This is a genomic window from Pantoea sp. BR_17 (genome assembly GCF_041955125.1).
GTDB classification, from domain to species: Bacteria; Pseudomonadota; Gammaproteobacteria; order Enterobacterales; family Enterobacteriaceae; genus Pantoea; species Pantoea stewartii.
The window spans coordinates 1-25,748 of record NZ_JAVAXT010000008.1 but is presented as its reverse complement, the minus strand read 5'-3'; the positions used below and the strand labels follow the sequence as shown (position 1 = coordinate 25,748).

General features: G+C 52.0%; 24 protein-coding genes, 5 tRNA genes and 1 other annotated feature. Of the genes, 22 read left to right on the top strand and 7 right to left on the bottom strand.

Annotated features, from left to right (window positions below; genetic code table 11):
• Window positions 1–9 precede the first annotated feature (9 nt).
• From alaS to luxS, 11 genes are all read left to right on the top strand, one after another.
• Complete coding sequence (alaS, locus tag RAC60_RS13480) at window positions 10–2,637, top strand: alanine--tRNA ligase (protein ID WP_375093906.1); 2,628 nt, start codon at window positions 10–12, stop codon at window positions 2,635–2,637.
• 249 nt (window positions 2,638–2,886) lie between these two features.
• Entirely contained in the window at window positions 2,887–3,072 is a 186-nt protein-coding gene (csrA, locus tag RAC60_RS13475) for a carbon storage regulator CsrA (RefSeq protein ID WP_006120718.1), read from the top strand.
• A 284-nt stretch (window positions 3,073–3,356) separates the two neighbouring features.
• A tRNA-Ser gene (locus RAC60_RS13470) sits at window positions 3,357–3,449 on the top strand.
• An 8-nt stretch (window positions 3,450–3,457) separates the two neighbouring features.
• Window positions 3,458–3,534, top strand: a tRNA-Arg gene (locus RAC60_RS13465).
• A 135-nt stretch (window positions 3,535–3,669) separates the two neighbouring features.
• Window positions 3,670–3,746 (top strand) — tRNA-Arg (locus RAC60_RS13460).
• A 188-nt stretch (window positions 3,747–3,934) separates the two neighbouring features.
• A tRNA-Arg gene (locus RAC60_RS13455) sits at window positions 3,935–4,011 on the top strand.
• Window positions 4,012–4,190: 179 nt separating this feature from the next.
• Window positions 4,191–4,267 (top strand) — tRNA-Arg (locus RAC60_RS13450).
• Between the two features lie 747 nt (window positions 4,268–5,014).
• Window positions 5,015–5,581, top strand: a complete 567-nt coding sequence (gene yqaB, locus RAC60_RS13445) for a fructose-1-phosphate/6-phosphogluconate phosphatase (protein ID WP_375093945.1) — start codon at window positions 5,015–5,017, stop codon at window positions 5,579–5,581.
• The gene (locus tag RAC60_RS13440; protein ID WP_006120716.1) at window positions 5,578–6,006 is read left to right on the top strand and encodes a YqaA family protein; all 429 of its coding nucleotides are present in this window, start codon (window positions 5,578–5,580) and stop codon (window positions 6,004–6,006) included. The genes yqaB and RAC60_RS13440 overlap by 4 nt, the downstream gene beginning before the upstream one ends.
• A gap of 31 nt (window positions 6,007–6,037) precedes the next feature.
• Entirely contained in the window at window positions 6,038–7,642 is a 1,605-nt protein-coding gene (gene gshA / locus RAC60_RS13435) for a glutamate--cysteine ligase (protein ID WP_058702176.1), read from the top strand.
• Between the two features lie 151 nt (window positions 7,643–7,793).
• Window positions 7,794–8,309, top strand: a complete 516-nt coding sequence (gene luxS, locus RAC60_RS13430; protein WP_006120714.1) for an S-ribosylhomocysteine lyase — start codon at window positions 7,794–7,796, stop codon at window positions 8,307–8,309.
• Between the two features lie 126 nt (window positions 8,310–8,435).
• Here luxS and RAC60_RS13425 read toward each other — a convergent pair whose 3' ends face one another.
• Window positions 8,436–9,722 carry an HlyC/CorC family transporter gene (locus RAC60_RS13425; protein ID WP_033739517.1) on the bottom strand — a complete coding sequence of 429 codons (1,287 nt, stop codon included), beginning with the start codon at window positions 9,720–9,722 and terminating at the stop codon, window positions 8,436–8,438.
• An 18-nt stretch (window positions 9,723–9,740) separates the two neighbouring features.
• Window positions 9,741–10,538: an inner membrane protein YpjD gene (locus RAC60_RS13420; protein ID WP_006120712.1), complete on the bottom strand. Its 798-nt coding sequence runs from the start codon at window positions 10,536–10,538 to the stop codon at window positions 9,741–9,743.
• A gap of 167 nt (window positions 10,539–10,705) precedes the next feature.
• On the opposite strand from RAC60_RS13420, the gene ffh reads away from it, so the two are divergent.
• The 6 genes from ffh to RAC60_RS13390 all read left to right on the top strand — a co-directional run bounded on the left by ffh (window position 10,706) and on the right by RAC60_RS13390 (window position 15,165).
• Window positions 10,706–12,067 (top strand): signal recognition particle protein, encoded by a 1,362-nt coding sequence (gene ffh, locus RAC60_RS13415; RefSeq protein WP_006120711.1) that lies wholly within the window; start codon window positions 10,706–10,708, stop codon window positions 12,065–12,067.
• Between the two features lie 142 nt (window positions 12,068–12,209).
• Entirely contained in the window at window positions 12,210–12,458 is a 249-nt protein-coding gene (rpsP, locus tag RAC60_RS13410) for a 30S ribosomal protein S16 (protein ID WP_033739514.1), read from the top strand.
• A gap of 18 nt (window positions 12,459–12,476) precedes the next feature.
• Window positions 12,477–13,025, top strand: a complete 549-nt coding sequence (gene rimM, locus RAC60_RS13405; protein ID WP_375093905.1) for a ribosome maturation factor RimM — start codon at window positions 12,477–12,479, stop codon at window positions 13,023–13,025.
• A 35-nt stretch (window positions 13,026–13,060) separates the two neighbouring features.
• On the top strand, window positions 13,061–13,822 hold the full coding sequence (gene trmD / locus RAC60_RS13400; protein WP_050504850.1) for a tRNA (guanosine(37)-N1)-methyltransferase TrmD: 762 nt from the start codon (window positions 13,061–13,063) through the stop codon (window positions 13,820–13,822).
• Between the two features lie 42 nt (window positions 13,823–13,864).
• Window positions 13,865–14,212: a 50S ribosomal protein L19 gene (rplS, locus tag RAC60_RS13395; protein WP_006120707.1), complete on the top strand. Its 348-nt coding sequence runs from the start codon at window positions 13,865–13,867 to the stop codon at window positions 14,210–14,212.
• A 398-nt stretch (window positions 14,213–14,610) separates the two neighbouring features.
• Window positions 14,611–15,165 (top strand): hypothetical protein, encoded by a 555-nt coding sequence (locus tag RAC60_RS13390; RefSeq protein ID WP_033739511.1) that lies wholly within the window; start codon window positions 14,611–14,613, stop codon window positions 15,163–15,165.
• 21 nt (window positions 15,166–15,186) lie between these two features.
• Here the strand turns inward: RAC60_RS13390 and RAC60_RS13385 are convergent, their stop codons facing one another.
• A complete protein-coding gene (locus tag RAC60_RS13385; protein ID WP_033739509.1) occupies window positions 15,187–15,714 on the bottom strand; it encodes a GNAT family N-acetyltransferase in 528 nt (175 codons plus the stop codon).
• Window positions 15,715–15,998: 284 nt separating this feature from the next.
• Between RAC60_RS13385 and RAC60_RS13380 the strand changes: the two genes are divergently transcribed.
• Both RAC60_RS13380 and tyrA read left to right on the top strand, forming a co-directional pair.
• Window positions 15,999–17,078 carry a 3-deoxy-7-phosphoheptulonate synthase gene (locus tag RAC60_RS13380; RefSeq protein WP_375093904.1) on the top strand — a complete coding sequence of 360 codons (1,080 nt, stop codon included), beginning with the start codon at window positions 15,999–16,001 and terminating at the stop codon, window positions 17,076–17,078.
• Between the two features lie 6 nt (window positions 17,079–17,084).
• Window positions 17,085–18,206, top strand: a complete 1,122-nt coding sequence (gene tyrA / locus RAC60_RS13375) for a bifunctional chorismate mutase/prephenate dehydrogenase (RefSeq protein ID WP_006120703.1) — start codon at window positions 17,085–17,087, stop codon at window positions 18,204–18,206.
• Window positions 18,207–18,242: 36 nt separating this feature from the next.
• Here the strand turns inward: tyrA and pheA are convergent, their stop codons facing one another.
• The 4 genes from pheA to bamD all read right to left on the bottom strand — a co-directional run bounded on the left by pheA (window position 18,243) and on the right by bamD (window position 20,992).
• Window positions 18,243–19,406 carry a bifunctional chorismate mutase/prephenate dehydratase gene (pheA, locus tag RAC60_RS13370; RefSeq protein WP_033739505.1) on the bottom strand — a complete coding sequence of 388 codons (1,164 nt, stop codon included), beginning with the start codon at window positions 19,404–19,406 and terminating at the stop codon, window positions 18,243–18,245.
• Between the two features lie 22 nt (window positions 19,407–19,428).
• Window positions 19,429–19,552: a sequence feature (Phe leader region), on the bottom strand.
• On the bottom strand, window positions 19,504–19,551 hold the full coding sequence (locus tag RAC60_RS13365; RefSeq protein ID WP_193750318.1) for a hypothetical protein: 48 nt from the start codon (window positions 19,549–19,551) through the stop codon (window positions 19,504–19,506). Its footprint overlaps the feature before it by 48 nt.
• 99 nt (window positions 19,553–19,651) lie before the next feature.
• Window positions 19,652–19,984, bottom strand: a complete 333-nt coding sequence (gene raiA, locus RAC60_RS13360; RefSeq protein ID WP_006120701.1) for a ribosome-associated translation inhibitor RaiA — start codon at window positions 19,982–19,984, stop codon at window positions 19,652–19,654.
• Between the two features lie 276 nt (window positions 19,985–20,260).
• Complete coding sequence (gene bamD, locus RAC60_RS13355) at window positions 20,261–20,992, bottom strand: outer membrane protein assembly factor BamD (RefSeq protein WP_375093903.1); 732 nt, start codon at window positions 20,990–20,992, stop codon at window positions 20,261–20,263.
• A gap of 129 nt (window positions 20,993–21,121) precedes the next feature.
• Between bamD and rluD the strand changes: the two genes are divergently transcribed.
• The 3 genes from rluD to clpB all read left to right on the top strand — a co-directional run bounded on the left by rluD (window position 21,122) and on the right by clpB (window position 25,529).
• On the top strand, window positions 21,122–22,102 hold the full coding sequence (gene rluD / locus RAC60_RS13350; RefSeq protein ID WP_006120699.1) for a 23S rRNA pseudouridine(1911/1915/1917) synthase RluD: 981 nt from the start codon (window positions 21,122–21,124) through the stop codon (window positions 22,100–22,102).
• A complete protein-coding gene (yfiH, locus tag RAC60_RS13345; RefSeq protein ID WP_262959402.1) occupies window positions 22,099–22,830 on the top strand; it encodes a purine nucleoside phosphorylase YfiH in 732 nt (243 codons plus the stop codon). The genes rluD and yfiH overlap by 4 nt, the downstream gene beginning before the upstream one ends.
• A 125-nt stretch (window positions 22,831–22,955) precedes the next feature.
• Entirely contained in the window at window positions 22,956–25,529 is a 2,574-nt protein-coding gene (gene clpB, locus RAC60_RS13340; protein WP_033739502.1) for an ATP-dependent chaperone ClpB, read from the top strand.
• Window positions 25,530–25,748 lie beyond the last annotated feature (219 nt).

Here is a 25,748-nt window from a genome sequence, read left to right as displayed (position 1 = left end):
AGGATATATATGAGCAAGAGCACTGCTGAGATCCGTCAAGCGTTTCTCGACTTTTTCAATAGTAAGGGACATCAGGTTGTAGCAAGCAGCTCCCTGGTACCGAACAACGATCCGACGTTACTGTTTACTAACGCCGGAATGAACCAGTTTAAAGATGTGTTTCTCGGTCAGGACAAGCGTGACTATACCCGCGCCACCACGTCGCAGCGTTGCGTTCGTGCGGGCGGGAAGCATAACGACCTTGAAAACGTCGGTTACACCGCACGCCATCACACCTTTTTTGAAATGCTGGGCAACTTCAGCTTCGGCGACTATTTCAAAAAAGAAGCCATTGCCTATGCCTGGGAACTGCTGACCGGTGACCAATGGTTCAGGCTGCCGAAAGAGCGCCTTTGGGTTACTGTCTATGAAACCGATGACGAAGCGTTCGACATCTGGGCCAATGATATTGGTGTTCCGCGCGAACGTATTATCCGTATTGGCGACAACAAAGGCAGTGCTTACGCGTCAGATAACTTCTGGCAGATGGGGGACACGGGTCCTTGTGGTCCCTGCACCGAGATTTTCTACGATCATGGCGATCATATCTGGGGCGGACCGCCAGGCAGTCCTGAAGAGGACGGCGATCGTTACATCGAAATCTGGAACATCGTCTTCATGCAGTTTAACCGTCAGGCGGATGGCACCATGCTGCCATTACCTAAGCCGTCGGTAGATACCGGAATGGGGCTGGAACGCATCACGGCGGTCCTGCAACATGTGAATTCCAACTATGAAATCGATCTGTTCCAGAAGCTGATTAACGCGGTTGCTGAGGTCACTGGTGCGACCGATCTGAGCAATAAGTCGTTGCGCGTTATTGCCGATCATATCCGCTCCTGTGCATTCCTGATTGCGGATGGCGTGATCCCGTCGAACGAAAACCGCGGTTATGTTCTGCGCCGTATCATTCGTCGTGCAGTGCGTCACGGCAACATGTTGGGTGCGAAAGAGGCGTTCTTCTACAAACTGGTTGCGCCACTGATTGAGGTGATGGGGGCGGCTGGCGAAGAGCTGCAGCGCCAACAGGCTCAGGTTGAAAATGTTCTGAAGAGCGAAGAAGAGCAGTTTGCGAAAACGCTGGAGCGTGGCCTGGCCCTGCTTGATGACGAACTGGTTAAACTGAAAGGCGATACGCTGGATGGTGAAACTGTCTTCCGTTTGTACGATACCTTTGGTTTTCCTGCCGATTTAACGGCCGATGTCTGCCGTGAGCGTAATCTCAAAATTGACGAAGCCGGTTTTGAAAAAGCCATGGAACAACAGCGTCAACGGGCCCGTGAAGCCAGCGGCTTTGGCGCTGACTACAGCAATGTCATCCGCACAGATGCGGCCTCATCCTTTAAAGGCTATGACCAACTGGACCTGGCCGCGACGGTGAAAGGGCTGTTCGTCGCAGGTGAAGCGGTTGACGTCGTTTCGGCAGGGCAGGATGCGGTGGTAGTGCTGGATGAAACGCCTTTCTATGGCGAGTCGGGTGGTCAGGTTGGCGATACCGGTGTGCTGAAAGGCAATAACGTTGAATTCCAGGTTCAGGATACGCAGAAATATGGCCAGGCAATTGGGCATATTGGCAAAGTGAGCAGCGGTCAGTTGCGCATTGGCGACCGCGTGGAGGCGGTGGTTGATGAAGCACGTCGTGCACGTATCCGTCTGAATCACTCCGCAACGCACTTAATGCATGCTGCATTGCGTCAGGTGCTGGGTGAGCACGTCGCACAGAAAGGCTCTCTGGTTAACGATAAATACCTGCGTTTTGACTTCTCTCATTTTGAGGCCATGAAACCTCAGGAGATTCGTCAGGTCGAAGATATTGTGAACGCGCAAATCCGTCGCAACTTACCGGTAGAAACCGACGTGATGGATCTTGAGGCGGCGAAGGCGAAAGGCGCAATGGCGCTGTTTGGCGAGAAATATGACCAACGCGTGCGTGTACTGACCATGGGCGATTTCTCTGTTGAACTCTGTGGTGGTACGCACGCCGCACGTACGGGGGATATTGGTCTGTTCCGTATTCAGGCTGAATCGGGTAGCGCAGCCGGTATTCGCCGCATTGAAGCGGTCACGGGTGAAGCAGCACTGGCGCAGGTTTATGCCCAGAGCAGTCAGTTACAGGACATTGCTCAGTTGGTGAAAGCCAACAGCAGCAACCTGAACGACAAAGTGCGTGGGCTGGTTGATCACGTGCGGTCGCTGGAAAAAGAATTACAGCAGTTGCGCGATCAGCAGGCTGCGCAGGAAAGTGCCCAGCTTGGCAACAACGCCATTGATGTGAAAGGCGCGAAGCTGCTGGTGACAGAGCTCAGTAACACCGATCCGAAAATGTTGCGCACTATGGTTGATGATCTTAAAAATCAGCTGGGTTCGGCCATCATTGTTCTGGCCACTGTCGCTGAGGGCAAAGTGTCATTGATTGCTGGCGTAACAAAAGATCTTACCGACCGCGTAAAAGCGGGAGAGCTGATTGCTGAACTTGCCCCGAAAGTGGGCGGGAAAGGCGGTGGTCGACCTGATATGGCGCAGGCAGGTGGCAGTGATGCTACGGCACTGAAAGGTGCGCTGGCAGGTGTTGAAGGATGGGTTTCGAGCCGTCTGTGATGAAATAAAATAATTCATCGTAGCAAGCGTCAGAACTGGTGTTCCGGCGCTTTTTAATACGGTGTTAAATTTGCTAGTGACAAAGTCGGGTTGATGTAGCGTATTTCGGCTAAACTATTTATCAGCAGAATGTATTGGCGCGTTGATGTGCAATGGTGTATTTCTCATAACCTGTGTACAGCGTTAAGTGATGGATAACGCCGGGAAGCTGTATGAGCCCGACTCTTTTAATCTTTCAAGGAGCAAAGAATGCTTATTCTAACTCGTCGAGTTGGTGAAACCCTCATGATTGGCGATGAGGTGACTGTAACGGTGCTGGGCGTCAAAGGTAACCAGGTCCGTATTGGTGTTAACGCACCCAAAGAAGTGTCTGTGCATCGCGAAGAGATTTACCAGCGCATCCAGGCCGAAAAAACGCAACAAACTAACGTCTGACAGATTCTGCGTCTCGCACCTGTGCGAGACGCTCCCCTTTTTCCTCCCGCCGCTTAATTTCCTTTTTTCTGTTTATCGCCCATTTTTGTTAACTTCATCATCTTTCATTGTTGATTATTCACCCTTTTTGCCGTCATTTTGTCCCAATTGCCTGTCATTTGTGCAAACAGAAAAAACCTTCCGAAAAATTGTTTGACTTATAAGTCCGGGAAAGTAATATGTGCGCCACGCAGTGCCGATGAGCGGAAACAAAGTTCAGGAGCACAGTTCGGAAGAACGCGTAAGGTGAGGTGGCCGAGAGGCTGAAGGCGCTCCCCTGCTAAGGGAGTATACGGTCAAAAGCTGTATCGAGGGTTCGAATCCCTCCCTCACCGCCATTTCCGATGCATCCGTAGCTCAGCTGGATAGAGTACTCGGCTACGAACCGAGCGGTCGGAGGTTCGAATCCTCCCGGATGCACCATATCGTTGAATATGGACACGTTGATGCAAGGCTACGCGCCAGCAGAGAACAGTATCGGAACAGAGTTGTAAAGTGAATTAGCAATTCCTTCATGGTGAGTCGTTAGCACCCTGCGTTGTACAAGAATTTCATAATGCATCCGTAGCTCAGCTGGATAGAGTACTCGGCTACGAACCGAGCGGTCGGAGGTTCGAATCCTCCCGGATGCACCATACTTTCCAGTATGGACGTGTGTTCCTGGTCTGTAAGACATTTAATCTGTCAGTCAGAACCAGGGAGGATAACGTTGCGACAGCAACAGCCCGAAGGGTAAGGCGTGAGCCGAATCATCCTCCCGGATACACCATTCTTCGTATTATCCCCAGGTTGATTTCTGCCGTTCCATAAAAGCTTTCTAAATGCATCCGTAGCTCAGCTGGATAGAGTACTCGGCTACGAACCGAGCGGTCGGAGGTTCGAATCCTCCCGGATGCACCATACTTTTCAGTGTGGACGTGTGTTCCTGGTCTGTAAGCCAATCAGTCTGGCAGTCAGAACCAGCGTTGCGTCAGCAACGGACAGAAGGGTAAGGCGCGAGCCGAATCATCCTCCCGGATGCACCATTCTTCGTATTATCCCCCAGACTGGCTTCTGCCGTCCCATAAAGCTTTCTAAATGCATCCGTAGCTCAGCTGGATAGAGTACTCGGCTACGAACCGAGCGGTCGGAGGTTCGAATCCTCCCGGATGCACCATACTTTTCAGTACGAACATGTGTTCCTGGTCTGTAAGCCATTCAGTCTGTCAGTCAGAACCAGGGAGGATAACGTTGCGACAGCAACGGCCCGAAGGGTAAGGCGTCAGCCGAATCATCCTCCCGGATGCACCCTACTTTTCAGTACGAACATATGTTTCTGGTCTGTAAGCCATTCAGTCTGTCAGTCAGAACCAGCGTTGCGTCAGCAACGGCCCGAAGGGTAAGGCGCGAGCCGAATCATCCTCCCGGTGTATCGCGATTAATCTTCAAACGCCTTCTCTCTGCGCTCCACCTGACAGTCCACACAACCTCGCCACGCGTGCTAAACGCAAAAGCAAGGATTGGCGTCGTGTATTTCATTCAACGCCTTCCTGGTGCAGCAGGTGCGTAACATCCAGCCTTACCGTCGCAATCCAGAACGCCAACTTAACTGTTTTAGTCATAAACATAGTATTGAATTCCTCTCGATCAGGCTGATTTTGTAAGGAATATCGTGTTTATCGCGACGTAAACTTTCTGTCCCGGATGGCAGGCACTTCGGCTTTCTTAACATAATGCTTACGTTCTGCTTTCCTGCTAAAACCATTGGAAATTCGAAGGGTTACAGGCTTTCCATCACGATCACCTTTATCTGAAAACTAAAATAGCTAATGCTTTCAAAGCATTTGCTGTTCATCCCGCCTGGCGACAACCTACGCACATTCAGCTAAAGTAGTGGCTCATTTGTTGGAGGTCCTCTGTGACAATCTACGATCAATACGACGCCCTGATTTTCGATATGGACGGGACTATTCTTGATACAGAACCGACACATCGAAAAGCGTGGCGTCAGGTGCTGACGCGTTATGGCTTAACGTTTGATGAAGCGCGCATGATGGATTTCAATGGTGCGCCATCATGGCGGCTGGCGCAGCTAATTGTCGAAACCAATAACGCCGATCACGATCCTTATCTGCTTGCCGCAGAAAAAACGGCGGCAGTAAAAGCGATGCTGCTGGAAAATGTCCAGCCGCTTCCGTTAATGGACGTCGTTAAGGCTTATCACAGACGTCGACCTCTGGCTGTTGGCACCGGTAGCCAGCACGCCATGGCAGATGCACTTCTTAATCATCTGGGTGTCAGAGATCTCTTCTCGGCGGTGGTTGGGGCGGATGACGTCGAGCATCACAAACCGGAGCCCGAGACGTTCCTGCGCTGTGCGGCATTACTGGGCGTTGAACCGGCGCGTTGTGTGGTATTTGAAGACGCAGATTTTGGCGTACAGGCAGCGAAAGCCGCAGGTATGGCCGTGGTTGATGTCCGTCTGCTGTGAGCGAGACGCTGGCATATCTGTCTTTATTGAGCAGCAGCTTTCTTAGTGCGACGCTACTTCCGGGTAGTTCAGAGGCGCTGTTGGTTGCATTGCTGATCGCGAAAAGCGCATCAGTTTACGGGTTGATTGGAGTCGCATCGTTAGGGAATACCCTGGGTGGCTTGACCAACATAATTTTGGGTCGCTTATTGCCGTTAAAACGTCAGGGGCGATGGCATGAAACAGCAATGGCATGGTTGCAGCGGCTTGGGCCGGCGGCTTTGTTATTGAGTTGGTTGCCGGTAGTGGGTGATTTGCTCTGCGTGCTTGCAGGCTGGTTGCGTTTTGCCTGGCTACCCACTGTGCTGTTTCTGGCGATTGGCAAAACTCTGCGTTACATCGTTATTGCGACCGCCACATTACAGGGCATGGAATGGTGGCATTGATTCGTACAGATTCGGGGCTAGGGTTAACACTATGCTGAACAAAAATAAATTATTCACACAGCCGGAGGTTAATGTGATCCCCGACGTATCAAAAGCGTTATCCTGGCTGGAGGCGCATCCTGATGCATTAAAAGGCATTGGTCGTGGCATCGAACGTGAAACGTTGCGCGTGCAGCCGGATGGACATCTTGCAACGACTGCGCATCCTGCGTCGCTCGGATCGGCGCTTAAGCATGACTGGATCACCACTGACTTTGCTGAGACGCTGCTGGAGTTCATTACCCCAGTCGATCACAGCATTGAGCATATGCTGGCGTTTTTGCGCGATGTCCACCGCCATGTTGCGGATGAGCTCGGTGACGAACGCATGTGGCCTTTTAGCATGCCTTGCCTGATTGAGGACGCCGATAAGATTACGCTGGCGCAGTATGGCACATCGAATATTGGTCGGATGAAAACGCTGTATCGCCAGGGGCTTAAAAACCGCTATGGTGCGCTGATGCAAACCATCTCCGGCATTCACTATAATTTCTCTCTGCCGCTGTCGTTCTGGCAGGCATGGGCAGACGTAAAAGATTACGAAAGTGGTAAAGAGACGATTTCTGCGGGCTATCTGCGCCTGATTCGTAACTATTATCGCTTTGGCTGGGTCATTCCTTATTTGTTTGGCGCATCACCTGCTATCTGCTCCAGCTTCCTGCAGGGCAAAGAAAGCGCACTGCCGTTTAAACACGATGACAAAGGCACGCTGTGGCTGCCTTACGCGACATCGTTACGTCTGAGCGACCTGGGTTACACGAACAAGTCACAAAGTGCATTGGGCATTACCTTTAATTCCCTTGAGGGTTACGTCAGCGCACTGAAAAAAGCGATTAAAACGCCTTCAGAAGACTTTGTGAAGATGGGCACCCGGGATGCTGAGGGCAACTGGTTACAGCTGAATACCAACGTATTGCAGATTGAAAATGAACTCTATGCGCCGATTCGTCCGAAACGCGTTACCCGTTCCGGAGAAGCTCCATCAGATGCGCTGTTACGGGGTGGTATTGAGTACATTGAAGTGCGTTCCATGGACATCAACCCCTTCTCACCTGTTGGTGTGGATGAGAATCAGGTCCGCTTCCTCGATCTGTTCCTGATCTGGTGCACGCTGGCAGACGCGCCTGAAATGAGCGCTGATGAATTACAATGTAGCCGGCAGAACTGGAACCGCGTGGTGCTGGAAGGACGTAAGCCTGACCTGAAGATTGCGGTAGGATGTGGTGAGGCGGAATATTCACTGCGCGAGGTGGGCAAAACCTTGTTCGCCGACCTGCGCCGCGTCGCAGAAGCGCTGGACAGTAATCAGGGCACCACTGAATATCAGCAGGTCTGCGATGAACTGGTAGCATCCTTTGACGATCCTGAGCTAACCTATTCGGCACGTATTCTGAATGCCATGAAAGAACACGGCGTAACGGGCACGGGGATTATGCTGGCGGAACAGTATCGTCAGCTGCTGGTTAATGAGCCGCTGGAAGTGTTAAAGCCAGAAGACTTTGCGCAACAGGCGCAGGCATCTGTTGCAGCGCAACAGCAGCTCGAAGCGAGTGATACGCTGGATTTTGAAACCTATCTGGCCAGCCGGGAAGGGTAGAAAAGAAAAAGGCCACATCACTGTGGCCAAATTAACATCTCTGTTGTCAGGGATGGATGATAACAAATGCGCGTCTTTCATATATTCAGACGCTGGGCGATCGGAAAAGTTTCATCGTTCATAAAAAATTTTTCAGACTAAGAGGTGACGTATGCCATTACTGGATAGTTTTACTGTAGATCATACCATCATGGCCGCGCCCGCCGTGCGTGTTGCAAAAACCATGAAGACGCCGCATGGCGATACGATTACCGTTTTCGATCTGCGTTTTTGTCGCCCCAATATCGATATTCTGACTGAACGTGGCATCCATACGCTTGAGCATCTGTTTGCAGGTTTTATGCGTAACCACCTCAACGGTGATGGCGTAGAAATTGTCGATATTTCACCTATGGGTTGCCGTACCGGCTTCTACATGAGCCTGATTGGTGCGCCAGATGAGCAACGTGTGGCACAGGCCTGGAAAGGCGCGATGGAAGATGTGCTGAAAGTGAAAGATCAGAACCAGATTCCTGAGCTGAATGAATACCAGTGTGGAAGTTACAAGCTGCATTCGCTGGATGAAGCGCAGCAAATTGCCCGTAATGTGCTGGCACAGGAGATCGGCGTTAACCACAATGACGATCTGAAACTGCCTGCTGAAAAGCTAAAAGAGCTGCACATCTAGTCTGGGCTGTTCTCACAAAAACGCCGCGCATACGCGGCGTTTTTTATTGGGTTACGGCTCGCCGTTTATGCAAAAAGCCGGAGCCAGGCCAATAAAAAGCCGCCCTAAAAGGCGGCTTTATTCTGCTCAGGAGCCTACAGACTGTTTAAGCGGCGTCTGTGGCGTAATGCGCACCTGCTTAATCATATTATCCTGCACATCCAGGATATCGACGTCGTAATGATTCACCCGGACTCGCGTATTAACGGTGGGGATCTCTTCCAGCGCCTCCAGCAGCATGCCGTTAATCGTGCGCGCTTCCTGCTCGGGTAACTGCCAGTTGAAAGCTTTGTTGATCTCACGAATATTGGCGCTGCCTTCAATGAGCACCGAGCCATCGTTTTGCGGCATGACCTCTTCGGCCAGCGACGGCGACATCGAGGTAGTGAAGTCCCCGACAATTTCTTCCAGAATATCCTCGATAGAGATTAACCCTTTAATATCGCCATATTCATCAACGACCAGACCGGTCTTTTTCTTGTTGCGCTGAAACTTCACCAACTGTGTATTAAGCGGAGTGCCTTCCGGGATGTAGTAAATTTCATCAGCGGCACGCAGCAACATCTCTTTAGTGAACTCTTTTTTCTCCGTCATCATGCGCCAGGCTTCACGCACGCGCAGCATGCCCACGCAGTCATCCAGTGAGTCGCGGAACAGTACAATACGACCGTGCGGTGAGTGGCTGAGCTGACGAATCACGGATTTCCAGTCGTCATTGATATTGATGCCGACGATTTCATTGCGTGGCACCATAATATCGTCCACGCTGACCTTTTCCAGGTCCAGTACGGACAGCAACATGTCCTGGTTGCGTCGGGACATGTGCGTACGTGATTCATAAACGATAGTGCGCAGTTCCTCTTTACTTAACGCGGAACTGATAGCCCCCTCTGCCCGAATGCCGACAAGACGCATCAGTAGACGCGTAATGGTATTCAGTAACCAGACCAGCGGCAGCATAACGTACTGCAGCGGGCCCAGCAGAAAGCTACTGGGATAGGCGACTTTTTCTGGATAAAGTGCAGCAACGGTTTTAGGGAGCACCTCGGCAAAAACCAGCACGACAAAGGTCAGAACACCCGTCGCAATCGCCACACCGGCGTCACCATACAGGCGCATTCCCACAATGGTGCCAATGGCGGACGCAAGGATATTGACCAGGTTATTCCCGATGAGCACCAAGCTGATAAGGCGATCGGGACGCTTTAACAACTTTTCAACGCGGCGGGCGGCGCGGTGACCATTTTTTGCCTGATGACGCAATTTATACCGATTGAGCGTCATCATGCCGGTCTCAGAACCCGAAAAGTAGGCTGAAACCAACACCATGATGATGAGCGTGACAATCAGGGTCGTGGTCGAAACATGTTCCACCGCAAAACTTCCTTTTGATTAAGAACTGTGAATAAGCAGATGCTGAAGCACGCGACTGCCGAAATAAGCCATCGTCAGCAGCACAGCGCCGCTGCAGTTGAACCACACCACACGGCGACCGCGCCAGCCTTCATGATAGTGGCCCCAGAGCAAAACGATGTAGACAAACCAGGCAATTATGGACAGCACGGCTTTATCCACGTTCTCGGCGCTGAACAGATCGTGCATATAGAACAGGCCCGTACACAGCACCAGCGTCAGTAACACCACGCCGACCTGGGTGATGTGGAACATCTTCCGTTCAATGGTCAACAGCGGTGGCATATCCTGCGTGAAGGCCAGCTTTTTGTTTTTCAACTGGTAGTCAATCCATGCCAGCTGTAACGCATACAACGCCGCAATAATCAGCGTGGCATAGGCAAACAGCGACAGGCCAATGTGGATCATAATGCCTGGCGTTGTTTCAAGATGGGTAATGAATGCGTTCGGTACAAATGTGGCAAAAGCCAGGTTAATTAAGGCAAAGCTGTAGACAATCGGCAGCAGTAACCAGCCACGATTCCGTGAGGCAACAATGGTCATAATGGCACAGATCAGCAGGCTGACCAGCGAACCAATATTCAGCAGGCTGAGGTTTTGCCCGCCATCGACAGCGAAAATTCGTTGCTGCAGGGCGACGGCGTGGGTGACAAGCGCCACACAGGCCGACAACACAGCTAACCGACGCCAGCCGCTTTGACGTTTCAACAGGCTGGGGATGATGAGTGCAAGACTCAGGGAGTAGGCGAACAGCGCCACAATCGCGAAAACGGACATAGTTCCTTTCAGGCATCAGTCAGATAAAGGAAAAGGGCAGTATAGCGCCAGGCGAAGCAGGCTCCAAACGATCTGAGGTGGAATTGAAGAGATCGGCTCGGCTTCGTGTTATAATCCGCCGCATTCTGCCGATATGGCGCCTCGCGATTTTTTTTAAGTGAGAGACAATGTTTGACAATTTAACCGATCGTTTGTCGCAAACTCTGCGCAATATCAGCGGCCGCGGAAGGCTGACTGAAGACAACATCAAAGACACGCTGCGCGAAGTGCGCATGGCATTGCTGGAAGCTGACGTTGCGCTGCCGGTGGTGCGGGATTTCATTAACCGCGTAAAAGAAAGCGCGGTGGGCCATGACGTCAATAAAAGCCTGACGCCGGGGCAGGAATTTATCAAAATCGTCCGCAATGAACTGGTTGCGGCGATGGGCGCAGAAAACAACGCGCTGGATCTGGCCGCGCAGCCGCCGGCTGTCGTGCTGATGGCGGGCCTGCAGGGTGCGGGTAAAACCACCAGTGTGGGTAAGCTGGGTAAATTCCTGCGTGAAAAGCACAAGAAAAAAGTGCTGGTGGTGTCCGCGGACGTTTATCGCCCGGCGGCGATCAAACAGCTGGAAACCCTGGCACAACAGGTGGGGGTGGATTTCTGCCCGTCCGATCTGAGCCAGAAGCCTGTTGATATCGTCAACAACGCGCTGCGTGAAGCCAAACTCAAGTTTTACGATGTATTGCTGGTGGATACCGCAGGTCGTCTGCACGTAGACGAAGCGATGATGGACGAGATTAAACAGGTTCATGCCGCGATTAATCCGGTTGAAACCCTGTTTGTCGTGGATGCCATGACCGGTCAGGATGCGGCGAATACCGCGAAGGCCTTTAATGAAGCGCTGCCGCTGACAGGGGTTATCCTGACGAAAGTGGATGGTGACGCGCGCGGCGGTGCCGCGCTGTCGATTCGCCATATCACGGGCAAGCCAATCAAGTTTATGGGGATGGGCGAGAAGACCGATGCGCTGGAAGCGTTTTATCCGGACCGTATCGCCTCACGCATCCTTGGTATGGGCGACGTCCTCTCGCTTATTGAAGATATCGAGAGCAAAGTTGACCGCGCGCAAGCGGAAAAACTGGCGAAGAAGCTGAAAACCGGCGACGGTTTTGATCTCAATGATTTCCTTGAGCAACTGAAGCAGATGCGCAACATGGGCGGAATGGCGAGCCTGATGGGCAAGCTGCCGGGCATGGGGCAACTGCCTGACAACGTGAAATCGCAGATGGATGACAAAGTGCTGGTCCGCATGGAAGCCATCATCAATTCAATGACGCGCAAAGAGCGCGAAAAACCAGAAATCATCAAAGGCTCACGTAAGCGCCGTATTGCCACCGGCTCCGGTATGCAGGTGCAGGACGTTAACCGCTTATTAAAGCAGTTCGACGACATGCAGCGGATGATGAAGAAAATGAAGAAGGGCGGAATGGCGAAAATGATGCGCGGCATGAAAGGTATGATGCCGCCAGGTTTCCCCGGACGCTAAGGGGTTCCACAAAAAAACCTGGGATGGCTCAGTTTAGGTTGCTTTTTGCGCCAAAATGAGTAAAATTTTCGGGCTTTTTATACAGCACCCGGACCCCGTTCCTCGATGGGGGCCGGGTGTTTTATTAACTGAAGAGGATGTTATGGTAACAATTCGTTTGGCACGTCACGGCGCTAAAAAGCGTCCGTTCTATCAGGTCGTCGTTACTGACAGCCGCAATGCACGCAACGGTCGCTTCATCGAGCGCGTAGGTTTCTTCAACCCGATCGCTTCTGGTCAGGCTGAAGCACTGCGTCTGGATCTGGATCGTATCGAGCACTGGGTTGGCCAGGGCGCAACGCTTTCTGATCGCGTTAACGCGCTGATCAAAGAAGCAAAGAAAGCAGCTTAATCTGTCACGGTGGTGAGCATGAGCAGACAACTTGCCGCACAGGCACCTGTTAACCCGATTGTATTGGGCAAAATGGGCGCTGCATACGGCATTCGCGGCTGGCTCAAAGTGTTTTCCTCCACTGAAGACGCTGAAAGCATCTTTGACTACCAACCCTGGTTTATCCAGCGCGCCGGTAAATGGCAGCAGGTGGAACTGGATAGTTGGAAGCACCACAAACAGGACCTGATCATCAAAGTCAAAGGCATTGACGATCGGGATGCGGCGGCACAGTTGACCAATTGCGAAATTCAGGTCGACTCTACGCAACTGCCTGCGCTGGAAAACGGTGAGTACTACTGGAAAGACCTGATGGGTTGCAAGGTGGTCAACGTTGAAGGCTACGAGCTGGGTAAAGTCATCGATATGATGGAAACCGGTTCGAACGACGTTCTCGTCGTGAAGGCAAACCTGAAAGATGCGTTTGGTGTACAGGAGCGGTTAATTCCGTTTCTTGATGAACAGGTTATCAAGAAAGTCGATCTCGCTACTGGCCTTATTGAAGTAGATTGGGATCCTGGTTTTTGATCTCCGAATCAAACGGTAACGTAACGGCGAAAACAATGTGGATTGGTGTAATTAGCCTGTTTCCAGAAATGTTTCGCGCTATTACCGATTACGGGGTAACTGGCCGGGCAGTAAAAAATGGCCTGCTCAGCGTTCAAAGCTGGAGTCCACGTGACTTCACGCACGACCGGCACCGTACTGTGGACGATCGTCCTTATGGTGGCGGACCGGGAATGCTGATGATGGTACAACCTTTACGGGATGCCATCTCCGCAGCGAAAGCAGCGGCGGGAGAGGGTGCCAGGGTGATATATCTTTCACCTCAGGGGCGCAAACTGGACCAACAGGGCGTTTGCGAACTGGCGTCACGCGACAAGTTAATTCTTGTTTGTGGCCGCTATGAAGGGATTGATGAGCGCGTAATCCAGACCGAAATTGATGAAGAATGGTCAATCGGTGATTACGTTCTCAGCGGTGGGGAACTGCCCGCAATGACGATGATTGACGCAGTCGCCCGGTTCATTCCGGGAGTACTCGGCAAGCAGGCGTCAGCCGATGAGGATTCGTTCTCGGAGGGATTGCTGGATTGTCCACACTATACCCGACCTGAAGTGTTAGAAGGGATGGAGGTTCCGCCAGTATTACTGTCGGGCAACCATGCCGATATTCGCCAGTGGCGCCTGAAACAGTCGCTAGGCCGTACCTGGCTGAGAAGACCTGAACTTCTGGAAAACCTGGCTCTGACTGAAGAGCAAGCAAGGTTGCTTAAGGCGTTCCAACAGGAACACCAGCAACAAAACGATGATGCGGAAGAGTAATCTTCCCTGACTATCAGTTTACCCAGGATAAGAGATTTAATTATGAGCAACATTATTAAGCAAATTGAACAAGAGCAGATGAAACAGGACGTACCTTCCTTCCGTCCGGGTGATACCGTGGAAGTGAAAGTATGGGTCGTTGAAGGTTCTAAAAAACGTCTGCAGGCATTCGAGGGCGTGGTTATCGCTATTCGTAACCGCGGTCTGCACTCTGCATTCACTGTTCGCAAAATTTCTAACGGCGAAGGCGTTGAGCGTGTCTTCCAGACTCACTCTCCGGTAATTGACAGCATCGCTGTTAAACGTCGTGGCGCTGTGCGTAAAGCCAAACTGTACTACCTGCGTGAGCGTACTGGTAAGTCTGCTCGTATCAAAGAGCGTCTTAGCTAAGGTATCGCTAACGCGACATCTAAAAGTTAATAGAAAACAAGGGGTTGGCAGCATGCCAGCCCCTTTTTTTATTGCCAGAGAAACGCTTTTACAGAAAAGACTTACCCGATGCAGCCCGCAGTCCGGGTCTGTCGGCCTGACAGGGCGGATTGTCGTTTAGGATGACGAATCCCGGCGTGAAGGACGATCACGATCACTCCCGTCAGCAAGGGATGGCGTCTCTGCCGGTGTTTTCAGGTAACATGTGTCCCGCCGTTCGCGCGTTGAAGACAGGGCCGTACTGCAAAATAAAAGCACGCTGTCATGAGCGGCTGCATAAATACTGCCTCCCCGATTTTCGTCGTCTCGCCCATGAGAGGGGTTGCCCGGGAAGGTGCGCATTATCATAAGGACAGGTTGTGAAGGACGCTCTTTTTTTTCTTTCTGGATTTTTACTTTCCATCGCCTCATTTCGTTCAGCCCGCTATGCGCTGGAAGGCAACAGCAATCTATGGCTTTGCCGCATTCTGACCGTGCTGTGGTCCCTCATGGTGTTCGTGTTGTTTCCCCTGTTTCTCGCCATTGGATTATATGGTCCGGCCCTGATTCTGGTGGCGCTGAACCTCATCATTGTCTGGGCTGGCCGTGAACACAGAAAGGAAATGGCGCGTAAGAAGCAGAAAGCCACGGCAGTTAAGCCGCATATCCCGTTAGTCGATGTGGATATGCCCTGGCTGAACATGAAAGAGATCGGCTTCAGTTATTTTGACTATGAGGGCAAGGTCGTTTACCAACGCGTCGATGTGGAATCCTGCGATGGGCGATTTATTAAAGGTTATAGTCATTTTTACAGAGAGTTACGCGCATTCGAACTGGACCGGATTGAGTACGGCATGGTTATTGTCTGGCGGACAAATGAAAGCATGACCGTTGACGACTGGCTTATCGCTTATGTTGAGGCTTATAGCCTCTGAGAACGCCCGGCTGACCTGACATCAGGGGCGCTGAAAATGATAGATCGCCGCGTTTACTGGCCCGCTGTCCAGGACAATTAAGCCATAACGGTAATCGATAAAGCGCCCACCGCTTTTTTCTGCCACTCGCCGGCTGGCATAGTTGTTCTCCACCGCCAGCAGTTCGATTGTCTGCACATCCGGCCGCGCAAAGCCAAATTCCAGTAATAATTTCACCGCCTGCGTAGCCACGCCCTGGCGCTGTGCATCGCTGCGCACCCAGTAACCGAGGGAACACAACGCGCCCGGCTCGCTGGCAAAACGAAAACCAGCACCGCCTAACAGACGATCCTGCGCATCCACAATCGCAAACTCTTCTGATTCTCGTACCGCCCGTTGTAAGTGGGTAAAGCGAATCCAGCTTTCGGCCTCATGAGGCTGATAGTTTTCGTGTGCCCAGCTCATCCAGGGCAAAAGGGTATCAAGTGAGGCATTTACCGCCGCGGTAAATGCCTCGACATCGTTTAACTGAAAAGGACGTAGCCGGATTGTTGGTGGGATCTGAACCATATTTCTGCCTCTCTGTGGGAATGCGCTTATCTTAACAGGCGATACCGCCACGTAAAATTCTTTTGTGTATATTAAAGTTTACATATTCAGCGGCTTCTGAGTTCATTTGTCTTTTATTAATGTCTTGTTTTTATTGGTATTTAATTTATTTTGCCAAGGCTTTTATGGGTAGTGGTAAATAAAGTGTACATCCAGCGTTGTTGCGTGTATCAGTTATGGTACAGTAGTGTCACATCCTCTGTGAGGATCCTGTAAACGCATAAATGAGTGTAAAGGACAGCAAGATGCAAAAAGACGCGCTAAACAATGTTCACATTGCGAATGAACAAGTGTTGATCACCCCTGAAGAGCTGAAAACCAAGTTTCCGTTAAGCCCTGCGCAGCAGGCGCAAATTGCGGCATCGCGCCAGACCATTGCCGATATCATTGCCGGTCGCGATCCACGCCTGTTAGTGGTGTGCGGTCCTTGCTCTATTCATGACACAGAAGCCGCTCTTGATTATGCGCGTCGTTTAAAAACCCTTTCCGAAACGGTGAGTGATCAACTCTATCTTGTTATGCGCGTCTACTTTGAGAAACCCCGCACAACCGTTGGCTGGAAGGGGTTGATCAACGATCCTTACATGGATAACTCATTTGATATGGAAGCAGGGCTGCACATTGCACGTGAATTGCTGGTTAATCTGGTCGACATGGGCCTGCCTTTAGCTACGGAAGCGCTGGATCCTAACAGCCCACAGTATCTGGGCGATCTCTTCAGCTGGTCGGCGATCGGTGCGCGTACAACGGAATCGCAAACGCACCGTGAGATGGCGTCAGGACTCTCCATGCCGGTTGGCTTCAAAAACGGGACTGATGGCAGCCTGGGCACCGCGATTAATGCCATGCGTGCGGCGGCGATGCCTCACCGGTTTGTCGGGATCAATCAGTCGGGCCAGGTCTGCCTGCTGCAAACGCAGGGTAACCCGGATGGCCACGTCATTTTACGCGGAGGAAAAGCGCCCAACTACAGCCCTGAAGATGTGGCGAAGTGCGAAGCCGCCATGCTAAAAGCGGGACTCCGTCCGGCCTTAATGATAGATTGCAGCCATGGTAACTCCGATAAAGATTACCGCCGTCAGCCCGGTGTAGCGGAATCTGCCGTTGCGCAAATCAAACAAGGTAACCGCTCAATTATTGGCTTGATGCTGGAAAGTCACATCCATGAAGGCAACCAGTCTTCTGAGCAGCCGCGCAGCGAGATGAAGTACGGTGTTTCCGTCACGGATGCCTGCATCAACTGGCAGGTTACCGAAGATTTACTGCGTGGCATGCATCATGAGCTACAAGGGGCGCTGGCGGCGCGTTTTTCACACGAGGTCTGATAGGTAATGGTCGCGGAACTAAACGCATTACGTGAACAAATTGATACGGTAGATAAAGCTTTACTGGATCTGCTGGCAAAACGTCTGGAACTGGTCGCTGAAGTGGGTGAAGTCAAAAGCCGCCATGGTTTGCCGGTCTATGTCCCTGAACGTGAAGCATCGATGCTGGCGTCGCGTCGTAAAGAAGCTGAGGCCCTTGGTGTTCCTGCGGACTTGATCGAAGACGTATTACGCCGGGTGATGCGTGAATCTTACGCCAGCGAAAACGATAAAGGTTTTAAAACATTGTGTCCTGCGCTTCGCCCAATCGTGATTATCGGCGGTGAAGGGCAGATGGGGCGCCTGTTCAATAAAATGCTGACGTTGTCTGGCTATGCGGTAAAGACGCTGGACAAAGATGACTGGGACAAGGCGGATACATTGCTGGCGGATGCCGGTATGGTGATGATCAGTGTCCCTATTCATCTGACAGAGGCGGTGATTAACCGGCTTCCTCCCTTGCCGGATGACTGCATTCTGGTGGATCTTGCCTCGGTTAAACATCGCCCTTTGCAGGCGATGCTGGCCGCACATCGCGGGCCAGTATTGGGTCTGCATCCAATGTTTGGGCCTGACAGCGGCAGCCTGGCCAAGCAGGTTGTGGTCTGGTGTGATGGGCGACAACCGGAAGCCTACCAGTGGTTTCTGGAGCAGATCCAGGTCTGGGGCGCGCGCCTTCATCGTATCGGTGCGGAAGAGCACGATCAGAACATGGCCTTTATTCAGGCCCTGCGCCATTTTGCGACGTTTGCTTATGGGCTGCATCTGGCGGAAGAGAACGTCAATCTTGACCAACTGCTGGCGTTGTCATCGCCTATCTACCGGCTGGAGCTGGCAATGGTTGGGCGCCTGTTTGCTCAGGATCCCCAGCTCTATGCGGATATCATCATGTCGTCTGAAAATAACCTGAATCTTATCAAGCGGTATTATCAGCGATTTGGCGAAGCGATTGCTTTGCTGGAACAAGGCGATAAGCACGCCTTTATCGCCAGCTTCAATCGGGTTGAGGCCTGGTTTGGCGATCACGCAAAACGCTTTTTGGTTGAAAGCAGAAGCTTACTGCGATCGGCTAACGACAGCCGTCCTTAAAAGCAAAAGGCATCCAACCGGATGCCTTTTTCATTTCTATTGCTTGGGTTCCACAGGAATCACATTCTCACTGGGATAGCAGCCAAGAACTTTCAGTGAACGCGTCATGGCGCGAAGTTCTTCCAGTGCCTGCTGCATTTTCTCAGACTGCAAATTACCCTGCACATCCAGATAAAACATCTCTTCCCAGGGATTGCCGTTAATTGGACGGGATTCCAGCTTGCTCATGATGAGATTGTGCTGGCGCAGGACCAAAAGGGCGTCAACCAGTGCACCTGCCTGTTGACCGGTTGCCATGATCAGCGTGGTTTTGGCCGAAATCTGATCGGAGACATCAATAGGTTTGCGTGCCAGAACAATAAAGCGAGTATGGTTCTGCTGCTGGTTAGCCAGATGGCGCTCAAGCACGCGTAACTGATAAAGCTCACCTCCGGCCTCACTGCCGATAGCCGCAACCTTCGGCGAGTTGAGCGCGGCCACTTTTTCCATCGCGGCGGCGGTACTTTCTGTGTAAACAATATTCCAGTGTGGAAAACGGTTGATAAAGTGGCTGGACTGCTGGAAAGGCTGTGGGTGGCTGTAAACCGTTTCGATTTGTTCCAGGTCGCTCGGGCCGCTCACCAGCATGCAGTGCTCAATGGGCAACGTCATTTCACCGACAATCGACAAATTGGTCTGTTGAAGCAGGTCATAAACATCATTGATGGAGCCGGAACTGGTGTTTTCGATGGGCAGGACAGCGTAGTCTGCCGCGTTGTTCTCAACCTGTTTAATAATGTCGTGGAATTTCAGGCAACCGCATTCCACCATGCTGTCGAAATGGCGGGCAGCATACTGTCGCGCAGCCAGATGAGAATAAGAGCCCTTTGGCCCTAAAAACGCGATGCGCGCAGCCTGTGCATGCGGATGGTTCAGGTTCTTTTGCAGCAATGCCTGCTGTGTCAGCACAGAGTCTTCAATGACTAACTGAAACAGACGGGTAATGTAATGCGCATCTAACTGATGCTTTTTGCCCAGCACAATAAGGTGTTCGATCAGCGCGCGCTCACGTTCGATATCACGGACAGGACGATGGGTGGCGAGTTTCGCTTCTGCCACCTCCACAGCCAGCAAACGCCGTTCGGCAAGTAACGTCAGTAGTTTTTCGTCCACGGCGCTGATTTTTTCACGCAGCGCCAGAAGCGGATTGTCCGGGGTCATAAGGCTCACCTGTAAGCTATCCAATAAAAAAGCCTCCCGATTGGGAGGCTTTGTTGTTCGTCTTCGCTTTCTTTTTACACGACGAATGGCCTCCCGTTCAGGGGAAGGTAAAAAAGAAAGCGAAGAAAAACGACAGTATTTTCATGAGGCGTTCCAAAATTGAGCTGACCTGAGAGTAACCGTACTCACGAAAAGCTGTCAACAAAAAACGCGCCCGGAGGCGCGTCAGAAAAGCGGGGATGAGGCTACTCTTCGGCTGCTGGCGTGAAATCTTTCACGCTGCTGGCCGCACGCCGCGCTTCAGGTTTGTGTTGGACTTTATTGAGTTGGCGCTCAAGTTTGCCGATCAAATCATTGATAGCGGTGTACATGTCGTCATGTTTGGCACTGGCGACCAGGGTACCGTTTGGTGTGTTAATGGTCGCGTCTGCCACAAACTCTTTGGACTCTTTCGACAGGACGATATGCGGATTAATCAGGTCAGTTTGCCATTTCTCAAGCTTGGCAAGGCGGTCTTCGACGTGTTCACGGATGGCTGGAGTAATTTCCATTTGCTTACTGGTAATGTTCACGATCATTATGCTTACCTCTCTGTGATTGCCGTCGGAATAGATCCAGCATAGCGCGATAATTCTGTATTTGTGTGATTTTGATCACAAAAAAATGTCACTTTTTGTCAACCAAGGCAAATTGTGAGAAAGGGCGAGAATGTGGTCGAAAAGGCTTGAAGCCAGGGCATTAACAAGGCATTGTTGATAGGTTAGCTCAGCGGCAACGTGTCAATATTGCCTGTTCTGTGCGCAAAAAAAAGCAGCCTCAGGGCTGCTTTTTTTGTTTCGGGAAAGGAAGGCTGATTAACTGTTATTGGCGGCGATAATTTTTGCCACTTTATCGGCCTCTGCATTCAACTGCAGTTGACGGTAGGCATTTTCCATCAGCGGAAGCGCGTCGTGTGTCGCCTGCGTATCAGGATAATCGCGCATCATGCCTTCAACACGGTTAACGACCGCGACATAAGCCCCGCGCTTGGTATAGAATTGCGCCACCGAGAGTTCATATTTAGCCAGACGATCTTTCAGGAAGACCTGACGCTTGTAAGCATCAGCGGCATACTGGCTGTTCGGGTAACTGCGCAGCAGCTGTGCAAAGTCGCGGAAAGCATCGCGCGCATGCGTAGGATCACGGTCCGAACGGTCAATGCCAAAAAAGCCCTGCAATGCTGAATCGTCCAGCGCCATATCCGTCAGACCTTTCATATAGATGACGTAATCGATATTAGGGTGCGTAGGATTCAAACGCATAAAGCGACTGATCGCCGCCTGCGCCATGGGCAGATCGGCATTTTTATAGTACGCGTAGATCAAATCCAACTGAACCTGCTGCGAATAGGGACCGAACGGGTAACGATTATCCAGCGCTTCCAGTTGCTTAATCGCCGCTTTAAAGTTACCGTCCTGCAGCTTTTGTTGCGCTGTAGCATAGATTTCAGAAGGCGGGTTGTCCGGTACCGCGTCATTTGAGCCGGAACAACCAACAAGTGCCAGGCTCAGTGTGGCTGCAGCCACCAGATATTTCATACGCGTCATGACGAAGTGATTATCCTCAAAATGTTATGGCGGAAGCTGTCCGTATAGCTCCCGGTAATGACCAGGTACGATAGCACATTATATTAAACGGCATCGCCGTAAAACCCAACGTTAACGAAGAAGCTGTATATGGCACAACAAGTTCAACTCACCGCAACGGTATCCGAGTCACAACTCGGACAACGTTTAGATCAGACTTTGGCGGAATTGTTCCCTGATTATTCACGTTCCCGCATAAAAGAGTGGATTCTCAACCAGCGCGTCAGTGTTAACGGCACTGTCATTGATAAGCCGAAAGAGAAAGTGCTTGGCGGCGAGCGCGTCACGATTGATGCAGAGATCGAAGAGGAGCAGCGCTGGGAACCCCAGGACATCCCGCTGGATATCGTATACGAAGACGAAGATATTATCGTCATCAATAAACCACGTGACCTGGTTGTCCATCCTGGGGCGGGAAATCCCGACGGTACGGTACTGAATGCACTACTGCATCACTATCCCGCCATTGTGGACGTTCCGCGTGCGGGTATTGTCCATCGTCTGGATAAAGACACCACCGGTTTGATGGTGGTGGCGAAGACCGTACCGGCGCAGACGCATTTAGTTGATGCCCTGCAGCGTCGTGAAATTACGCGTGAATATGAGGCGGTGGCCATTGGCACCATGACGGCGGGGGGAACGGTGGATGAACCGATTAGCCGTCACTCGACGAAACGTACGCATATGTCCGTGCATCCAATGGGTAAACCCGCTGTGACCCATTATCGCATTATGGAGCATTTCCGCGCCCATACGCGGCTTCGTCTGCGACTGGAAACCGGCCGTACGCACCAGATTCGCGTGCATATGTCGCATATTAATCATCCGCTGGTGGGCGATCCGCTCTACGGTGGCCGGCCGCGTCCGCCAAAAGGCGCGTCTGAAGAATTTATCGCGACCTTACGCGGTTTTGATCGTCAGGCACTGCACGCCACGATGCTCCGTCTTTATCATCCTATCTCGGGTATTGAGATGGAGTTTCATGCGGCCATTCCGCAGGATATGATCGATCTGATTGACGCGCTGAAAGCCGACACAGAGATGTTCAAGGATCAACTGGACTGGTTATGAGTCTGATTATCCCAAAATGGCCTGCGCCAGCGCAGGTGCGAGCTGTCTCGACATTACGCCACGGTGGCGTCAGTGAGGGAAACTGGTGCTCGCTGAATCTCGGGGGCCATGTCGGTGATAAAGCAGAACATGTTCGTGCTAACCGTGAGCGACTGGTCTCGCTTGCGGCGTTGCCCGCGATGCCGCAATGGCTGAATCAGGTGCATTCAACTGACGTTGAACATCTCTCTGCCCGCATGGATCCTCAGCCGCGGCAAGCCGATGCCTGTATAACGCGTGAGCCGGGCGTAGTTTGTGCTGTGATGACCGCTGACTGCCTGCCCGTGCTGTTTTGTTCTGACGATGGGCGTGAAGTGGCCGCTGCACATGCCGGATGGCGTGGGCTTTGTGGCGGCGTGCTGGAAAATACGCTGGCGCAGTTTCAGGCGCCGCCCGACAGAATCCATGCCTGGCTGGGGCCGGCGATCGGTCCTGATGCTTTTGAAGTCGGCGCGGAGGTTCGTCGTGCATTCATGGACATTGATCCGCGTGCGGCGGATGCATTCCGCCCCGTCGGAGATAAATTTTTTGCCGATATCTGGCATCTGGCCCGACAACGCCTGCAGGCCGCAGGGGTCCAGTCTGTCAGTGCAGATTCACGCTGCACCTTCAGTGAACCCGACAATTTCTTCTCCTACCGCCGGGACAGGATCACCGGGCGTATGGCAACTTTAATTTGGCTGTTATAGTCTTACGCCATAAGACGATCCAGGCAGTGCATTTTTTACTCATATCTCAGGTCATTATCCTTGAAAACTTGAGGGATGACCTCATTTTAATCTCCAGTAGCATTTGACCTGTAATGGGAGGAATTATGCGTCTGGATCGTCTTACTAATAAATTTCAACTTGCTCTCTCCGACGCGCAGTCTCTGGCATTGGGACACGACAACCAGTTTATCGAACCTTTACATCTGATGAGCGCACTGCTCAAACAGGAAGGGGGATCGGTCGCTCCGCTGTTGTCCTCTACCGGCATAGACGTGGCCTCTCTGCGTACGCAGATTGACCAGGCTATCGATCGTCTGCCCCAGGTGGAAGGCAGCGACGGCGACGTGCAACCTTCTGCCGACCTGATCAGAGTGCTTAATCTGTGCGACAAGCTGGCACAGAAGCGCAATGACAACTTTATCTCATCTGAATTATTTGTTTTGGCAGCCCTGGATTCACGTGGCTCGCTGGCAGACATTCTGAAGTCTGCGGGTGCCACTAACGACAAGCTCACCAAAGCGATAGAACAACTTCGTGGAGGTGACAACGTGAACGATCAGGGTGCTGAAGATCAGCGTCAGGCGTTAAAGAAATACACAATCGATCTCACTGAGCGTGCCGAGAAAGGCAAGCTGGATCCGGTGATTGGTCGTGATGAGGAAATTCGCCGTACCATCCAGGTATTGCAGCGCCGTACTAAAAATAACCCTGTGTTAATCGGTGAGCCCGGCGTAGGTAAGACCGCCATTGTTGAAGGGCTGGCCCAACGCATTATCAATGGCGAAGTGCCGGAAGGGCTGAAAGGTCGCCGTGTACTGGCGCTGGATATGGGCGCGCTGGTGGCAGGGGCAAAATACCGGGGTGAATTCGAGGAGCGCCTGAAAGGCGTACTCAGCGACCTGGCCAAACAGGAAGGCAACGTCATCCTGTTTATCGATGAGTTACATACCATGGTGGGCGCAGGCAAAGCGGACGGCGCAATGGATGCCGGTAATATGCTGAAGCCGGCACTGGCACGTGGTGAGCTGCACTGCGTCGGTGCCACCACGCTGGATGAATATCGCCAGTACATTGAGAAGGATGCGGCACTGGAGCGTCGTTTCCAGAAAGTGTTTGTCGCAGAGCCAAGCGTTGAAGATACCATCGCCATTTTGCGCGGGTTAAAAGAGCGCTATGAGTTGCACCATCATGTACAGATTACTGACCCGGCTATCGTTGCGGCGGCCACGCTTTCTCACCGCTATATCGCCGATCGTCAGTTACCCGATAAGGCGATTGACCTGATCGATGAAGCGGCATCCAGCATTCGTATGCAGATTGACTCCAAACCAGAGGCACTGGATCGACTGGAGCGGCGCATTATTCAGTTGAAACTGGAACAGCAGGCGCTGAAGAAAGAGTCTGATGATGCCAGCGTGAAACGTCTGGAGATGCTCGAAGCGGAGCTGAATCAGAAAGAGCGTGAATATGCTGAGCTGGAAGAAGAGTGGAAAGCGGAAAAAGCCTCATTAACCGGTACGCAGAATATTAAAGCGGAGCTGGAACAGGCACGCCTCCAGCTTGAGCAGGCGCGTCGCTCTGGTGATTTGGCGCAGATGTCTGAGCTGCAGTACGGCAAAATCCCGGCGCTGGAAAAACAACTGGCTTCTGCCACCCAGTCTGAAGGCAAAACCATGAAGCTGCTGCGCAATCGCGTGACAGATGTGGAAATTGCCGATGTGCTGGCGCGCTGGACCGGTATTCCGGTTGCCCGCATGATGGAAGGGGAGCGAGACAAACTGCTGCGAATGGAACAGGAGCTCCACTCACGCGTTATCGGACAGGATGAAGCCGTCGAAGCGGTGTCCAATGCCATTCGTCGTAGCCGTGCGGGTCTGGCCGATCCAAACCGTCCTGTCGGGTCATTCCTGTTCCTCGGCCCAACGGGTGTGGGTAAAACCGAGTTGTGTAAATCGCTGGCTAACTTCCTGTTTGACAGTGACGATGCGATGGTCCGTATCGACATGTCTGAATTTATGGAGAAACACTCGGTATCGCGGCTGGTGGGGGCACCTCCGGGCTACGTTGGCTATGAAGAAGGCGGCTATCTGACCGAGGCGGTTCGCCGTCGTCCGTATTCGGTGATTCTGCTGGATGAGATAGAGAAGGCGCATCCCGATGTCTTCAATATCCTGCTGCAGGTGCTGGATGATGGCCGGTTAACGGATGGGCAAGGTCGCACCGTTGATTTCCGCAACACGGTGGTAATCATGACCTCGAACCTGGGCTCCGATCTGATTCAGGAACGTTTCGGCAATCTGAACTACGCCGAAATGAAGGGGGTTGTCATGGGTGTGGTAGGACAGCACTTCCGTCCTGAATTTGTTAACCGTATTGATGAGGTGGTGGTGTTCCATCCTCTGGGTGAAAAACACATTGCCTCTATCGCACAGATTCAGCTGCAACGGTTGTACAAACGTCTGGAGGATCGCGGTTATCAGCTGCATATCTCTGATGCCGCGATCAAGCTGCTGGGTGAGAACGGTTATGATCCGGTGTACGGTGCGCGTCCACTGAAACGCGCTATCCAGCAACAGATAGAGAATCCGCTGGCACAGCAGATCCTTTCCGGACAACTGGTTCCGGGAAAAGTGATAGAAATGGATGTCAAAGACGACGTCATTACGGCACATCAGTAAGGTTGTCTCTGTTAAAAACGGGCGTAATGCCCGTTTTTTGTTTCTGAAACGGGCCGGATTGGTGGTTTCTGCGACGGTTTGCCTGGAAAGTGAGCGGTTGAGAGGTTTCTTTGAATTACCCCCTTGCCAGCCCAAAATATTTGCCTATAATGCGCCTCCACTGATACGGCACAACTGCTTACGGAATGCGGTGTTCAGCAGAGAACTCCCCGGAGTTTT

What these genes read in the sequence shown, in the direction of transcription:
- yfiH (WP_262959402.1), top strand. Translation starts at nt 22,099, where the DNA reads ATGAGTCTGATTATCCCAAAATGGCCTGCGCCAGCGCAGGTGCGAGCT.
- csrA (WP_006120718.1), top strand. Translation starts at nt 2,887, where the DNA reads ATGCTTATTCTAACTCGTCGAGTTGGTGAAACCCTCATGATTGGCGAT.
- alaS (WP_375093906.1), top strand. Translation starts at nt 10, where the DNA reads ATGAGCAAGAGCACTGCTGAGATCCGTCAAGCGTTTCTCGACTTTTTC.
- trmD (WP_050504850.1), top strand. Translation starts at nt 13,061, where the DNA reads ATGTGGATTGGTGTAATTAGCCTGTTTCCAGAAATGTTTCGCGCTATT.
- ffh (WP_006120711.1), top strand. Translation starts at nt 10,706, where the DNA reads ATGTTTGACAATTTAACCGATCGTTTGTCGCAAACTCTGCGCAATATC.
- rluD (WP_006120699.1), top strand. Translation starts at nt 21,122, where the DNA reads ATGGCACAACAAGTTCAACTCACCGCAACGGTATCCGAGTCACAACTC.
- rimM (WP_375093905.1), top strand. Translation starts at nt 12,477, where the DNA reads ATGAGCAGACAACTTGCCGCACAGGCACCTGTTAACCCGATTGTATTG.
- clpB (WP_033739502.1), top strand. Translation starts at nt 22,956, where the DNA reads ATGCGTCTGGATCGTCTTACTAATAAATTTCAACTTGCTCTCTCCGAC.
- gshA (WP_058702176.1), top strand. Translation starts at nt 6,038, where the DNA reads ATGCTGAACAAAAATAAATTATTCACACAGCCGGAGGTTAATGTGATC.
- pheA (WP_033739505.1), bottom strand. Translation starts at nt 19,406, where the DNA reads ATGACCCCGGACAATCCGCTTCTGGCGCTGCGTGAAAAAATCAGCGCC.
- tyrA (WP_006120703.1), top strand. Translation starts at nt 17,085, where the DNA reads ATGGTCGCGGAACTAAACGCATTACGTGAACAAATTGATACGGTAGAT.
- bamD (WP_375093903.1), bottom strand. Translation starts at nt 20,992, where the DNA reads ATGACGCGTATGAAATATCTGGTGGCTGCAGCCACACTGAGCCTGGCA.
- luxS (WP_006120714.1), top strand. Translation starts at nt 7,794, where the DNA reads ATGCCATTACTGGATAGTTTTACTGTAGATCATACCATCATGGCCGCG.
- RAC60_RS13385 (WP_033739509.1), bottom strand. Translation starts at nt 15,714, where the DNA reads ATGGTTCAGATCCCACCAACAATCCGGCTACGTCCTTTTCAGTTAAAC.
- RAC60_RS13380 (WP_375093904.1), top strand. Translation starts at nt 15,999, where the DNA reads ATGCAAAAAGACGCGCTAAACAATGTTCACATTGCGAATGAACAAGTG.
- RAC60_RS13420 (WP_006120712.1), bottom strand. Translation starts at nt 10,538, where the DNA reads ATGTCCGTTTTCGCGATTGTGGCGCTGTTCGCCTACTCCCTGAGTCTT.
- rplS (WP_006120707.1), top strand. Translation starts at nt 13,865, where the DNA reads ATGAGCAACATTATTAAGCAAATTGAACAAGAGCAGATGAAACAGGAC.
- raiA (WP_006120701.1), bottom strand. Translation starts at nt 19,984, where the DNA reads ATGATCGTGAACATTACCAGTAAGCAAATGGAAATTACTCCAGCCATC.
- rpsP (WP_033739514.1), top strand. Translation starts at nt 12,210, where the DNA reads ATGGTAACAATTCGTTTGGCACGTCACGGCGCTAAAAAGCGTCCGTTC.